The organism is Floridaenema fluviatile BLCC-F154, assembly GCF_041929135.1.
Taxonomy (GTDB): domain Bacteria; phylum Cyanobacteriota; class Cyanobacteriia; order Cyanobacteriales; family Aerosakkonemataceae; genus Floridanema; species Floridanema fluviatile.
The window spans coordinates 16,873-29,917 of record NZ_JBHFNS010000031.1; the positions used below are offsets into that span (position 1 = coordinate 16,873).

General features: G+C 38.6%; 14 protein-coding genes. 10 read left to right on the plus strand and 4 right to left on the minus strand.

Features of this window, described 5'->3' with window-relative positions; translation table 11 throughout:
• Positions 1-67: 67 nt before the first annotated feature.
• The 3 genes from ACE1B6_RS07025 to ACE1B6_RS07035 all read right to left on the minus strand — a co-directional run bounded on the left by ACE1B6_RS07025 (position 68) and on the right by ACE1B6_RS07035 (position 1,483).
• Complete coding sequence (locus ACE1B6_RS07025) at positions 68-832, minus strand: ABC transporter ATP-binding protein (RefSeq protein ID WP_413256536.1); 765 nt, start codon at positions 830-832, stop codon at positions 68-70.
• 121 nt (positions 833-953) lie between these two features.
• Entirely contained in the window at positions 954-1,076 is a 123-nt protein-coding gene (locus ACE1B6_RS07030; RefSeq protein WP_413256537.1) for a hypothetical protein, read from the minus strand.
• Positions 1,077-1,078: 2 nt separating this feature from the next.
• Positions 1,079-1,483, minus strand: a complete 405-nt coding sequence (locus tag ACE1B6_RS07035) for a hypothetical protein (RefSeq protein ID WP_413256538.1) — start codon at positions 1,481-1,483, stop codon at positions 1,079-1,081.
• A gap of 107 nt (positions 1,484-1,590) precedes the next feature.
• Between ACE1B6_RS07035 and ACE1B6_RS07040 the strand changes: the two genes are divergently transcribed.
• From ACE1B6_RS07040 to ACE1B6_RS07085, 10 genes are all read left to right on the plus strand, one after another.
• Positions 1,591-3,222 (plus strand): DEAD/DEAH box helicase, encoded by a 1,632-nt coding sequence (locus ACE1B6_RS07040; RefSeq protein ID WP_413256539.1) that lies wholly within the window; start codon positions 1,591-1,593, stop codon positions 3,220-3,222.
• A complete protein-coding gene (locus tag ACE1B6_RS07045) occupies positions 3,152-4,366 on the plus strand; it encodes a DUF790 family protein (RefSeq protein WP_413256540.1) in 1,215 nt (404 codons plus the stop codon). Before ACE1B6_RS07040 ends, ACE1B6_RS07045 begins: the two co-directional genes overlap by 71 nt.
• A 30-nt stretch (positions 4,367-4,396) precedes the next feature.
• Positions 4,397-4,954 (plus strand): Uma2 family endonuclease, encoded by a 558-nt coding sequence (locus ACE1B6_RS07050; protein ID WP_413256541.1) that lies wholly within the window; start codon positions 4,397-4,399, stop codon positions 4,952-4,954.
• Positions 4,955-5,277: 323 nt separating this feature from the next.
• Positions 5,278-5,604 (plus strand): hypothetical protein, encoded by a 327-nt coding sequence (locus ACE1B6_RS07055; protein ID WP_413256542.1) that lies wholly within the window; start codon positions 5,278-5,280, stop codon positions 5,602-5,604.
• 20 nt (positions 5,605-5,624) lie between these two features.
• A complete protein-coding gene (locus ACE1B6_RS07060) occupies positions 5,625-7,937 on the plus strand; it encodes a hypothetical protein (RefSeq protein ID WP_413256543.1) in 2,313 nt (770 codons plus the stop codon).
• 2 nt (positions 7,938-7,939) lie between these two features.
• Complete coding sequence (locus tag ACE1B6_RS07065) at positions 7,940-8,605, plus strand: OmpA family protein (protein ID WP_413256544.1); 666 nt, start codon at positions 7,940-7,942, stop codon at positions 8,603-8,605.
• Between the two features lie 55 nt (positions 8,606-8,660).
• Complete coding sequence (locus ACE1B6_RS07070; RefSeq protein ID WP_413256545.1) at positions 8,661-9,038, plus strand: papain fold toxin domain-containing protein; 378 nt, start codon at positions 8,661-8,663, stop codon at positions 9,036-9,038.
• Between the two features lie 26 nt (positions 9,039-9,064).
• Entirely contained in the window at positions 9,065-9,421 is a 357-nt protein-coding gene (locus ACE1B6_RS07075) for a hypothetical protein (RefSeq protein WP_413256546.1), read from the plus strand.
• Positions 9,422-9,638: 217 nt separating this feature from the next.
• Complete coding sequence (locus ACE1B6_RS07080) at positions 9,639-11,135, plus strand: EH signature domain-containing protein (RefSeq protein WP_413256547.1); 1,497 nt, start codon at positions 9,639-9,641, stop codon at positions 11,133-11,135.
• Between the two features lie 260 nt (positions 11,136-11,395).
• A complete protein-coding gene (locus ACE1B6_RS07085; RefSeq protein WP_413256548.1) occupies positions 11,396-11,794 on the plus strand; it encodes an endonuclease domain-containing protein in 399 nt (132 codons plus the stop codon).
• Positions 11,795-12,118: 324 nt separating this feature from the next.
• On the opposite strand, the gene ACE1B6_RS07090 is transcribed toward ACE1B6_RS07085, so the two are convergent.
• The gene (locus tag ACE1B6_RS07090) at positions 12,119-12,985 is read right to left on the minus strand and encodes a formylglycine-generating enzyme family protein (protein ID WP_413256549.1); all 867 of its coding nucleotides are present in this window, start codon (positions 12,983-12,985) and stop codon (positions 12,119-12,121) included.
• Between the last annotated feature and the right edge of the window lie 60 nt (positions 12,986-13,045).

The following is a 13,045-nucleotide window of genomic DNA, read 5'->3' on the forward strand; positions in this document are numbered from 1 at the left end:
ATCGATTTTTGTGTTTTGACCTTAGATGGTAGATGGTTTGCGATCGATCCCAAGCTTAAATTTATCACTAATCGGATTTTGATTGATTAAAAAAAGGTAAGCATTGTAAGAATTCCTTAACTTCTTTTTGTTCAGATTTGGGAAACTCGGAAGGAGTATCTATTAACAACATTTTTCCTGATTCCATTAAGCCAATTCTCGAAGCTAATAAAAAAGCTTCTTGAATGTCGTGAGTGACAAAAACCACAGTTTTACCTAATTGTTTTTGTAGCTGAAGAAACTCTTTTTGAATTTCAATTCTAGTAATGGGATCGAGTGCGCCGAAAGGTTCATCCATTAATAATAATGGCGGGTCAGCGGCGAGGGCACGGGCAACCCCAACTCGCTGACGTTGACCACCGGATAATTCGTTAGGGTATCTGTCGGCAAATTGTTTGGGGTTGAGTCCGACTAGTTGTAAAAGTCGATCTACTCTTTGGGAAATGCGATCGCGTTTCCACCCCTCCAAACTAGGAACTAATCCCACATTTTGAGCAATAGTAAAATGAGGAAATAAACCAGTTTCTTGAATTACATAACCAATAGATCGCCGCAATTTAATCGGGTTCCATTCATTAGTAGAAATTCCTTCTACCCGTACTTCTCCACTACTAGGAGTCAGCAACCGATTAATTAATTTCATAGTTGTAGTTTTCCCACAACCGCTGCGTCCCAGTAATATCAAAATTTCGCCCCGTTCCACTGTGAAATTGAGATTAGATACTAAAGGTCGATCGTTAAGTAAGTAACTAACGTTGTGAAATTCAACAGCAATTTCGTTATCTTGTACCATGAGAGATGCTCAATTTAAGGAATAATTTTAGTATATTTGAAATGTCCCGCAGAAGGAACTTTCTTTAAGACGTGAGGATATGTGAAAATTTAAGGTTGCCACTCAAGGTGAGATTGTTTTGCTAATAAATCTGCACGCCTGTTTCCCAATCTACCCATTGTTTACGAAGTAATGCCCGATAAACAATGGCATTATCTGGTAATGGTTCAAACTCCGATCCCCCATCATAAAATTGTTCGGTCATGCTTAGTTAAACCACTGTAGCCAATGAATTAATCTTGCAGAAGACACTTCATAATCTACAGCATAATCATCACCTTTTTGATGATAAATATGAGCTTTTTTATCAGAATTTGCGGGACAGAATAAGTGAATAGCACAATCTTTATCTCGGTTTGACCAATCGAGAGTAATTCCGCCGAATTCATCTGTAGAAACCCAAGCTTTAGGGAAACTATTACCCATAATTTCGTATGTCTCTAAAACTAAGTTCATAACTGTCTTAAAAGCGTAGTCTGTTGGCTGCAAAACACCATAATCATCTTCTGCTTCTAAATCTAAAAGTTCCAAAATTCTTTTCACAGTAATAGTAAAGTTTGAAAAATCACTGTGACTACTGCTATCAGAAAGTATATCCTTGGATAAAGCCATAGAAATACCTGAACTATTACAAATAACAGGGTAACACAGACAAAACTAGTTACAAATTGCCACTATACACTTAAAATTAACGAGGGGAATCACAGTTTTAGATAATAATGCCTCGTACTCCTACTTTAACTTTCGATCGCGGCACCTTAATCCTACATCCACCACCAAGAGGCAAAAGCTGGGTGGAATTTGCTACTTGGGATGACAGAGTAGAAAAATTTCGCATTCCGGCTATTCATTACCGTCCTTTGGTAGAAGCTTTGCAAGCAGAAGGAATTAACTTTATTGATGAGGCAAAAGAATTTATACCTTTGCAATTAGTTCCGAGTTTAGAAATGGAACCTTACCCTCATCAAAGTGAAGCTTTGGAGGCGTGGAAATTAGCAGGAAGAATGGGAGTTGTTGTGCTTCCAACTGCTGCGGGAAAAACTTATTTGGCGCAATTAGCAATGCAAGCTACGCCTCGGAGCACGTTAATTTTAGTGCCAACTTTGGATTTAATGCACCAATGGTATGCACATTTAGTGGCGGCTTTTCCTGATGCGGAAGTTGGTTTGTTGGGAGGTGGATCGAGGGATAAAAGTCAAATTCTTGTTGCTACTTATGATAGTGCGGCTATTAATGCGGAAAGTTTAGGAAATCGCTATGCTTTGTTAATTTTTGATGAATGCCATCATTTACCTACGGAGTTTTATCGGGTGATTGCGGAATTTGCGATCGCACCCTACCGTTTAGGACTTTCCGCAACTCCCGAAAGAACCGATGGCAAACATAAGGAATTAGATACTTTAATTGGCACAGAAATTTACCGGAAAACACCCGAAGAATTAGCGGGGAAAGCTTTAGCCGATCATCAAATTATTCCGATTAAAGTTAAGTTATCTCAACAAGAAAGGGAAAGATATAATGAATTAATGAAAGTTCGCAATGACTTTTTGAAAGCCGAAAAAATTCAATTGGGAAGTCTGGAAGGTTGGCAAAGATTTGTGATGGTGAGTGCGCGATCGCCAGCCGGAAGACGTGCTATGCTAGCCCATAGAGAAGCCAGGGAAATTGCTGTGGGAACTGACGGGAAAATTCGCGTTTTAGCTGATTTATTAGCTGAACATTTTCCCGAAAGAACGTTGATATTTACGACAGATAACGCCACAGTTTATCGCATTTCTCAAGAGTTTTTAATCCCAGCAATTACTTATCAAACTCCTGTGAAGGAAAGACACGAAATTTTAACTCGGTTTAAGCAGGGAGAATATAAAAGTTTAGTTGCTTCTCACGTTTTAAATGAGGGGGTTGATGTGCCAGCTGCTAGTATTGCAATTATCCTTTCTGGTACTGCTTCGCCAAGGGAATATATTCAAAGATTGGGGCGAATTTTGCGTAAGGGTGGTGATAATAATAAGCGGGCAATTTTGTATGAGGTGGTGACGGAAGATACGAGTGAGGAAAGGGTTTCGCAGCGGAGAAAGGGAGAGGAATTTGAACCGCATAGACGCGAAGGACGCAAAGAAAGAGAAGAAGAGAGTAAGTTTGTTCAGTTGGAACTTTTGCCTTCTGAACCTGTTTATAAGGTTGCTGAGTCGGCGGAGGTTGGGGTTGATGATTCGGTTAAGAATCAGGGAAAATCAGAGATAAGTTATTCTAAGGAAAGTCGAAAGTCTAAGAAGAAAAATGTTACCAAGCGAGTTGCTGATTCATCGCCAAAGTGGGGAGTCGATAATCCCGAAACGTCTGAAGATTGATGACAGGAATTTGGAGATTGCGACGGATTTAATTAGTTGTTTTGAGGAGAATGTCGGGAAAACTCAAGGAAATTTGGATAAGCAGCTTTTGGAGTTGGAAGGTGATAGTCCAGATTATCGTTTAAAGCGGGGTTTTGCTCATTTGTTGAAGAGTAGTTTCGCTACTTTTGAAATTGTTAGTCCTCTGGAACCGCAGGAATTACGTCAGCGAGTTTTTACTTTATCTGCACAATCAATTCCTAATCCTTTGGCATCTCAAAGGGTGTTGAATAATTTAGCCGATCGACTAACTCAGGAGTTAAATAAAGAGGTTACTTCTCAACAAATTCGCACTGGTTTATATGCAGATTTACAGGAAAATCGCATTTTGACTCAGTTCGATCCTCCTGCACCAGAAGATATTATCCATCGTTATAATATTTCGCAAGTTCAAGGAGTTTTTTATCGTGCTAGTCAGATTATAATTAATGCTCATCGTAATGTTCCGGGTGAGTATAAATTGCTGTTTCGCTATCTGAAATTGTTTCAATTAATGGCTTATATTGAAGGGGATGCCGATCACGGTTTTACTATTACTATTGATGGGCCAACTAGTTTATTTAAAGCTAGCACGAGATATGGATTGGCGATCGCTAAATTAATCCCCGCACTTTTGCACGTCACTAAATGGAGTCTCAGCGCCACTTTACAAACAAAAGATATCTACAGCGGAAAGCAAAAAACTGGCAGATTTACCCTCAATTCTGATTGCGGTTTAGTCACTCATTATCCCCCCGGAAAACCTTACGATAGTATGTTAGAAGCTGGATTTGCTAATCGTTGGGATTCCCTAAAAACTGATTGGGTTTTAGAACGAGAAGTTGACTTAATTCCGATTCCCGGAAGTGTCATGATTCCCGATTTTCGCTTAGTTCATCCCGATGGTAGAACTTATTTATTAGAAATAGTTGGTTACTGGCGACCTGAATATTTACAAAAGAAATTTGCTCAAGCAAGAAAAGCAGAATGTGACAATTTAATTTTGGCAGTTTCGGAAAGATTGAATTTAGAAAAAGCTGGGGTTAAAGTCAGTAACACTCCTGCCAAAATTGTCTGGTTTAAAGATAAACTTTCCCCCAAAGCAGTGTTAGAAGTTCTAGAATAAATTGCATAAAGCAAATATTTGGAGGTGGCAATGTCTGTGCAATTATTGAGACGCAAATTTACAGTAACGCAGTATCATAAAATGATTGAAGCTGGTATTTTGAAAGAAGATGAACGAATAGAATTGATTAGAGGAGAAATTATCGAAATAAACCCAGTTAGTAGCAGACACGCTGCTTGTGTTTCTCGTCTTACCCAATTGTTTTTGTTCCGTTTGTCACAATCAGTAATTGTTAGCTGTCAAAATCCAGTAGAATTAGATGATTCTGAACTTCTACCAGATATATCATTATTGCGTCGAAAAGCTGATTTTTATGAATCAGGACATCCACAACCACAGGATATCTTGTTATTAGTGGAAGTGGCAGATACGACGGTGGAAAGCGACAGAGAAATCAAAATCCCTCTCTATGCCGAAAACGGTATTATTGAAGTTTGGTTGATAGATATTAACGAACAATCTATTGAAGTTTATCGACAACCTTCACCAAAAGGTTATCAGAATATACAAAAATTTATGCGGGGAGAAAATTTATCTATTCTCGCTTTTTCGGAAATTATTATCAGTGTAGATGAAGTGTTGGGATAAAGTAAATAATGTAGAGACGTTGTATACAACGTCTCTACATTATTTACTTTATTGTGTTCCGAATCAGAGATTACAAACCTATTGAAGCCGCAGGGCGACAGGTGGCAGGGTAGAATATAAAAAAAATTTATTCCGTTTCAAAATAAACTAATTTAAGTAGTAACACCGATGCGAAAAGAAATAAAAAAATCAAATAATAATAAAGTGCAGATAGTAATAAATAACCTTTTTTATTGCTGTTTGTCGGTGGAACTGCCAAACCGATAGAAGAATTTATTTATAAATATCTGCTAAAAATTATCACTAATACCAAATAGCCAAATATGGGAAATTTAACTTCAACTTTTGAGGAGTTAATCACAGAAATTGCTGCAATTAATCAAGCTTGGAAAGTATCAAAGGAACTTTCTCCTAATTTGGGTAATTCCCTAAAAGACTTAAAAAATCGCTTGCAGGTGCGGCTACTCCGCAAATATGCACCAGAGCGAGTTTATTTGGAATTAGACACAGCAACCGAAAGTGAAGAACCACTTTACAGTTTGCGACTTCGGCAACCTATAGGAAATTGCTGGAATGTTGAACATTTGCCTGTGCGGGTAGCTCAAGAAATGCTATCGGATGAAGAGTTAAAGCAGTTGATAAAAGTGTAACCAAATAAAGGAGAAAATCAGTGAACGAATTGTGGAAAGTAGTAAACCTAGTAGTGAACCAATTGTGGAGAGTAGTAAAAACAGTCATTTATGATTTTAATTACTTTTTTGGATTAAATTGGCAGAACATTATCTTTTATTTGTTAATAGTTGGGTTGTTCGTGTTTGCTGTTAGGAAAGAATGGCGTGCTACCAAGCGGTATCAAAGAAATCAAAAGTCAAAAATTAGTATAATAGATGACGCGCTTAAATATTTATCTAAAAACTTAACAAGGGTAAAAGGAATTGGAAGAGAAACAGTCAACTTAGATTTTGAGAACATTCCTAAACATATCCGCAAAGAAATATTTAACTGGGTAAGCGAACATCTAGCTGGAATTGAAAGAAACGGTACTTTTCAAGCGCAATTACAGTCCGGGCGCTTTGTGCTTGTACAGTATCCAACAATTCTGGAAAAGCCAGTTCCTCGTAGTTCTTTGCGCTTCATTCAAAGCATATTAATTGCACTTGGAGTTTTGGGAACTTTTTTCGGAATTCAAGTAGGACTTCGCAGCATTTCTTTAAGCGATATTGGGCAAAATAGTGGTCATTTACTTAAGTCAAGTGTCCAACTACTTGAAGGAATGAAAACAGCTTTTTCTACTTCATTAGTTGGATTAGGATTGTCCAGTATTTTTACATTGTTTTTAGCTTTTTGTGAACGGGAAAGACAACAGGATCGCGATCGCCTAAAAAGCCAACTAGACTCAATTACCATATTAGAAACACCGATGCGACTGTTTGAAAGAATGAATCCTGAAGCCAATTTGAAAGCTTCTCAAGCACTTGCAAATGCAGCGGAAACAATGGGAACGAAATTTGCGGAACTGATAGAAATTCAGCGCCAATTAAGTCCGAAAGCGATCGGACAAGAAGTAGGAAACGTCATCAAACCTGTGTTGCAAGAAATTCAAGTCGAACTAACAGCATTGAGAGAAATCAAGGCAGATCAAGGTCAAGAAATATTGAAAAATTTAATCGAAGAACAGAGAGAACAGTTAATTAAACCAATTATTACCGAACTAAGTAATAGTGCCAAGCTGACAAAACAAGCTTCCGAAGCTGTAATGGATCTAAAAAATGAATTAGGCAGTGTTTCTCGTAGTTTATCAGAATCTATTATTACCATTGAGCGATTTCAATCCGAAACTTTGGAGAAACTGCAACAATTTGCTACTAACTTAGAAGCAATTTTAGGCGAGTTCCGAAATGATACTAAAAACGTCATGCAACAAGTAGCAACCGAAGTTAAAACTGTTGTTAATGAAAGTATTTTAGCGATGCAAAATCAGCGAACTGCTTTTGAATCTAGCGCCGAAAAAGCAGCTGCTACTTTCGCAGGAATTCGGGAAGAATTGGAAAAATCTCTCAACACTCAGGCGGAAATTCAACAGCAGTCGATGCAACAATTTCAAAACTACATTCATGAAATTTTTGCCGAACAAAATAACAACCTGCAACAATTAGGCGAACAAAGCTCTGAAGCAATGCGCGTGCAACGTGATGCGCTGACTAAAATTGCCAAACAAACAATTAGTACATTCATCGGTATTCGTGAAGAACTAGAACAATCTCTGCAAACTCAAGCGCAAATAGAACGGGAGTTAATTCAAGAATTTCAAAACCGTTCTTTGGAAATTTTCGATCGTCAAGCTAACAATTTAAGTCAAGTTGGCAACGCCGCTTCTCAGCAAATGAATGAAGCTAAGGAAAACCTAAATTCTACTCTCAGCAATATCGATTCTGTGTTGCAAAATACCCGCTTAACAGTGCAGGGAGAGTTAGAGAATTTCCGCATAAACTATCAAGCTGCTTTGCAAGAATTCTTCAGCCAGCAAAATCAATTGTTAGAAGGAACATTAGGCGAACAACGCCAAGGATTAGCCAATGTAGTGGAAAACTTTAAGGGAGTTTTTGAAGAAGAATATCATCGACGCACAGCTTTTTTCCAAGAAATTCAAGAAACTACTAAAGTTGTCAGCAATTTAGCTAACACAATTGGATTGAGTTCAAGTGAGAGACTAGTACAACTTAAAGAGTTAGCTGAAACTATAGGTGATGAAGCGTCTCGCGTAGATAAAGCTTATCAGAATTTAACCGACAAGTTTAACCAAGCTTTAGGAAGTTGGAATAAAGAACTAGTCGATTATTTCCAGCGAAAATCTGAATTTGAAATGAATTTTTTCACCAAAGCAGATGCAGCGACGGAAAAAGTATGCCACCAATTATTACAAGCCGCTAACTATTTAGTAGCTGCTGAAAACACTCGCAAAGTTAACAATGAAGAACATTAATTATGTTTAATTTCACTGACTTACAACAACAAGATCTAGAGGAAGAAGAATCGAGCGTTTTCCTATCAATTGGCGATTTAATGTCAGGTTTACTGATGATTTTTGCCCTGCTATTCGTGACAGTTCTTGTTCAGCTAAAAGATCGAGAAGAACCACGTCGGGTTGTAATTGGTACTGTAGTTGAACAGATGAAAGGTAATAACATTAATGTGGAAGTTAACCCGGAAACTGGCGATGTCAGCATTCAGGATAAGATTCTTTTTGATGAGAATAGTGCTGAATTAAAGCCCGCAGGTAAGTTATTTCTGCAAGAATTTATTCCGGTTTACAGTCGCGTCATTTTTTCTAAAAAAGACTTTGAAAAAGAGATTGCGAGAGTGGTTATTGAAGGGCATACTAGCTCGAAAGGAGATTATAATAGCAATTTGCAATTGAGCTTATTACGATCGCTCTCTGTAGCTAAATTCATCTTCTCCAATGAACTAGATTTTTCCACAAAATCAGAATTGAGAACAAAAATTATGGCAGCAGGGCGAGGGGAAATGGAAGCTAAACAAGAACAAGATGATCCTAGCGATCGCAAAGTAATCTTCCGCTTCCAATTTCGCGGTGAAAACTTCTCAGAATGGTATCAAAAAACTGAATCTTTCCAAAAACAAAAACCATGAGACTTCATTATAATTATGTTTTAATTAACCCTACGAAAATACATTATTTAAAACTATGGAGAACGAAGGAGGACAAGTTAGCCGTAATCAAGTTGATGAAATTAAGGCGATCGCCGAACAATACGACATAGGAACTTGCTTGCAATGTGCTGCGGCAATTAAATCATACTTGAAATCTCAGCAAATTAAAGGCAGACATATCAGAGTCGAGACTCTTTCTCCAAACGGATTACAAGGAATTATTTACGATGATGACACAAACCAGCAGATTGCCACCAATGGATTCCATGAAGGAATTGCGATCGACATCGAAGGAGTGGAAAAAGTTTTTGATAACCTGTACCATGAAGGAAAGCCGATAAACGAATGGTTACAAGATTTAGTCGTTATCTCTGGCAATCAGCTTAATCTCATAAACAAAGAACAATTTTAGGAAAAAATTCCAGAAAAAGAGGTAATATGATTAGTTTTTCGGAACTTTTACCCAACATCAAAAAAAGACCGACACTTTATTTAAGTCGGTACTCAATTTTTGATTTTCAATCCTTCTATTATGGGTACGATCTCGCTAGGAATCAAATCGGATTGCCTAAACCAGAACAAGATCGAGAATTTGAAGATTTTTTGTTATGGTTACGAGAAAGATATAAAATAGAAACTACTCAATCTTGGGCAAGTCTCATCCTGTTTCATTCTGTAGATGAAAGAGATGCTCTAAATCGGTTGTTTGACTTATGGGAAAAATTTCAGAATCGCGAACAAGCTAACGATCGCCCAAGTCAACACAACGAGGTCAAAAACGAAAAGTCCCGTTAAGTGCTTCGCGCAGGGAAAAGAAAAGAGGGAAAAGGGCAAAAGGGTAAAAGTATAAAGAGGCTCTAAATCCGCGCAGCAGCACAGACAAAGCAGATGCAGCAACGGAAAAAGTTTGCCAGCAATTATTATTATAATAGCAATTTGCAATTGAGCTTATTAAGTTCCAATTTCGCGGCGAAAACTTCTCAGAATGGTATCAAAAAACAGCGCCAAAACCATGAAATTTCAGTTTAAAACCTTACATTTACCAGAATTATTTGAGTACCAGCCGACTAAATTGGCTCAACTTGTTACTCAATTAAATGAGTCAAGTAATTATTCAGAGTTACATAAGTTGGCGGAGATTTTGCCGATCGCACCCCGCACTATTGGCGAAATTATCAGCGACATTCAAAACAATCAAACTGATAGGATTAGCTTGTTAGAATGGGCTTACTGCCTTTATAATAAAGCCGAATGGGATGAACAAAATCCACAGCAAAGTCAAGAAACTTCTCAGAAAATTTGGCAAGAAGCAACCCACAGTTCTTGGTTAAAACAGATATTATTTTGGCTATTGGCGCTTAATTATGGCGATCGCAATTCTCGGAAAATTGCGCCATCTTTAGCAGATTGCTTTCCTAAATTTAAGCCTCAATTTGTGATTAGCTATCCCCTAGCCGTACAAATCCTAACTGCACTCAGTAATCAATCTTTTGACAAATTAGCTCAAATTTGTTGGCAACATTTACTCACACCAGAACAATTATTAAATCGCGCTCAATTACCCCCTAACTTTAGTGGAAATAACACAGCTTTAGACGAAATGGTTAAACTCTTTCCGATTGAAACTCCTCATGTTGAGCAACAAAATTTACTCATAAAATGTTTTGAAGAAATGTCAATTGAACAGCAGGTAAAAGCAATAGAAAATCTGTTAATGAATGTTTCAATTGAAGTCGGTAGCACTCTCTCCAAATTAGTCGAATGGCTGCGGCAAAATTATGGCCCACGCACTGCTAGTTCCCGGTGGCAGCAACTTTCAGAACAAGCAAAATTAGCTCTCCGCCAATGGATTAAAGCTGCTAGTTATCGGGATTTTGACATATTAGTAGATGTGCTATTGCAACAGTTAAATACTCAACCTCGTGAGCACAATCAACTGAAACGGCGCAGAGATTTTTGGTCTAATTATAGCGATCGTTTTGAGCGAATTCGCATCCTCTTGCCTGAAGAATCAGCTAACATACTTGGTTCTCATTTACAGCGGGATGTAGATATTTTAGTTCCTGACGGCAGCGATGCCACCGAAGTTTGTATTTTTGATTTTGGCGATTGGTTTGTCGTTGAATTTTTTCGAGGTATTGGCAGCGAAATTCGCCTGTTCGATCGCCATAAACACCCCCAAATTGAACAAATACTTTTTGCATCTCCCACCCTATCAATCAAGCAAATTCGCAGATTAGACGGCAACATCCACGATCACGTTTATCTTTGGCAAAATCACTGCGAAAAATGGTTAAGAGATTTCGGTATTCGCCCCAACTCTAAAACTAAAACATTCAAAGGTTTATCCGGCAACTGCGCTAAATATGATGAAAATAATGGACTTCCTACACCTTCAAAAGAAGATTTACAAAACCGAGAAGATCATTTAAGAAAATGGCGGTGGCAAATAAATAAACTAGAAAGCGAAGCAAAACCCGAACCAAAAAAATTCCATTCCCCCCCTTAATAAGGGGGGCTAGGGGGGATCAAATGCCACGATAAAATCAGCAAAACCCGAATCAAAAAAATTCCATTCCCCCCCTTATTAAGGGGGGCTAGGGGGGATCAAATGCCACGATAAAATCAGCAAAACCTCAACCAAAAAAATTCCTGTCCCCCCCTTATTAAGGGGGGCTAGGGGGGATTAAATACCACGATAAAATCAGCAAAACCTCAACCAAAAAAATTCCTGTCCCCCCCTTATTAAGGGGGGTTAGGGGGGATCAAATGCCATCATCAAATCACCAAAACCTCAACAACACCGAATTTCACCTACCCTACAACCGTCAACTAGTAGAAAGAGCAAAAGAACTTCGCCAAAACCCAACACCCGCAGAAAAAAAGCTTTGGCAAAACTACCTCAGAACCTTTAAATTTCGAGTTTTACGTCAACGACCAATTGATAATTTCATAGTTGATTTTTACTGCGCTGCATTGAAATTAGTAATTGAAGTTGATGGAGAAAGTCATTTTACTGATCAAGGTCAGGAATATGACCGAGAAAGAACACAAATATTAGAAGGATATGGGTTGAAAGTTGTGAGATTTACTAATGAACAAGTGTTGAATAATTTTGAGGCGGTGTGTGGGGAAATTGAGGGTTTGATCCCCCCTAGCCCCCCTTAATAAGGGGGGAACTGGATTCAAATTTTCTGATTTTTGCTAGAGATTAGATCCCCCCTAACCCCCCTTAATAAGGGGGGAACCGGATTCAAATTTTCTGATTTTTGCTAGAGATTAGATCCCCCCTAACCCCCCTTAATAAGGGGGGAATCGGATTCAAGATTCAAATCAGCTTCAAAGTCCCCCTTATTAAGGGGGATTTAGGGGGATCGTCAACTTGTGCCTAAAAGGTTTTATATTCAGAAAAAACGAAAAAATTTTTTAAGTGCTTCGCGCAGGGAAAAGAAAAGAGGGAAAAGGGCAAAAGGGTAAAAGTATAAAGAGGCTCTAAGTCCACTCCGCACTACATACAATACGAAAACCAATACCGTCGTTACCGTCGTCCGCATTGTAGTCGTAGCGACAGGCGGAACGGCAGTGCTCAGGATTGTTGCCCCACGAACCACCGCGCAGCAGCCTTATTAAGCTTTCATCACTAGATAACCATATACTCGCATCGTTAGGTGCGCCTTCATAATTATCATGCCAATGATCAGCACACCATTCCCAAACATTGCCGTGCATATCGTAAAGCCCGAAAGCATTCGCGGGAAAACTGCGAACTTCTGTAGTTTGCTGTCGATAAATTCCCTTAGAGCCAGAAGCGTAGACATAGTTGCCATTGTAATTGGCTAAATCGGTTGTAATCGTTTCGCCAAAATGAAAAGGTGTTGTAGTTCCCGCACGACAGGCATATTCCCACTCCGCCTCACTCGGCAATCGATAATTTTGCCCGGTTTTCTGGGATAGCCGTTCGCAAAACTCCACCGCCTCATACCAGGAAACTTGCTCTACCGGACGATTTGCACCTTTGAAAGAAGATGGCTCAGGATTGAGGCCAATTTTAACAATGGGAAAACCTGCGACTGTTTCCCATTGAGCTTGCGTAACCTGAAACTTACCCATGAAAAAGGGTTTTATAGTCACTGAATGCTTTGGCTTTTCATAATCTAACGATTCTCGTTCATCAGTTGGCGAACCCATCAGGAATGTGCCACTAGAAATCGCAACCATTTCCAGAATTACCCCATTCCCCAAGTCTTCAGTAAAAAATTCTGCTTGTTTACGACTGCGTTTGATTTCGTAAGTAACTTCTTCACCTTTTTTGACAACAGAAATAGTTGCCGTCTCAAAATCAAAGGTCTGTTTTTGCATATTAAATGTGTTTGATATTTCACTTTATCAGAGTAGCTATGCTTAATAATATCAAACTTA

Bases quoted from the DNA above. Each gene is read 5' to 3' on its own strand.
- ACE1B6_RS07025 (WP_413256536.1), bottom strand. From the start codon at position 832: ATGGTACAAGATAACGAAATTGCTGTTGAATTTCACAACGTTAGTTAC.
- ACE1B6_RS07030 (WP_413256537.1), bottom strand. From the start codon at position 1,076: ATGACCGAACAATTTTATGATGGGGGATCGGAGTTTGAACCATTACCA.
- ACE1B6_RS07035 (WP_413256538.1), bottom strand. From the start codon at position 1,483: ATGGCTTTATCCAAGGATATACTTTCTGATAGCAGTAGTCACAGTGAT.
- ACE1B6_RS07040 (WP_413256539.1), top strand. From the start codon at position 1,591: ATGCCTCGTACTCCTACTTTAACTTTCGATCGCGGCACCTTAATCCTA.
- ACE1B6_RS07045 (WP_413256540.1), top strand. From the start codon at position 3,152: ATGTTACCAAGCGAGTTGCTGATTCATCGCCAAAGTGGGGAGTCGATA.
- ACE1B6_RS07050 (WP_413256541.1), top strand. From the start codon at position 4,397: ATGTCTGTGCAATTATTGAGACGCAAATTTACAGTAACGCAGTATCAT.
- ACE1B6_RS07055 (WP_413256542.1), top strand. From the start codon at position 5,278: ATGGGAAATTTAACTTCAACTTTTGAGGAGTTAATCACAGAAATTGCT.
- ACE1B6_RS07065 (WP_413256544.1), top strand. From the start codon at position 7,940: ATGTTTAATTTCACTGACTTACAACAACAAGATCTAGAGGAAGAAGAA.
- ACE1B6_RS07070 (WP_413256545.1), top strand. From the start codon at position 8,661: ATGGAGAACGAAGGAGGACAAGTTAGCCGTAATCAAGTTGATGAAATT.
- ACE1B6_RS07075 (WP_413256546.1), top strand. From the start codon at position 9,065: ATGATTAGTTTTTCGGAACTTTTACCCAACATCAAAAAAAGACCGACA.
- ACE1B6_RS07080 (WP_413256547.1), top strand. From the start codon at position 9,639: ATGAAATTTCAGTTTAAAACCTTACATTTACCAGAATTATTTGAGTAC.
- ACE1B6_RS07085 (WP_413256548.1), top strand. From the start codon at position 11,396: ATGCCATCATCAAATCACCAAAACCTCAACAACACCGAATTTCACCTA.
- ACE1B6_RS07090 (WP_413256549.1), bottom strand. From the start codon at position 12,985: ATGCAAAAACAGACCTTTGATTTTGAGACGGCAACTATTTCTGTTGTC.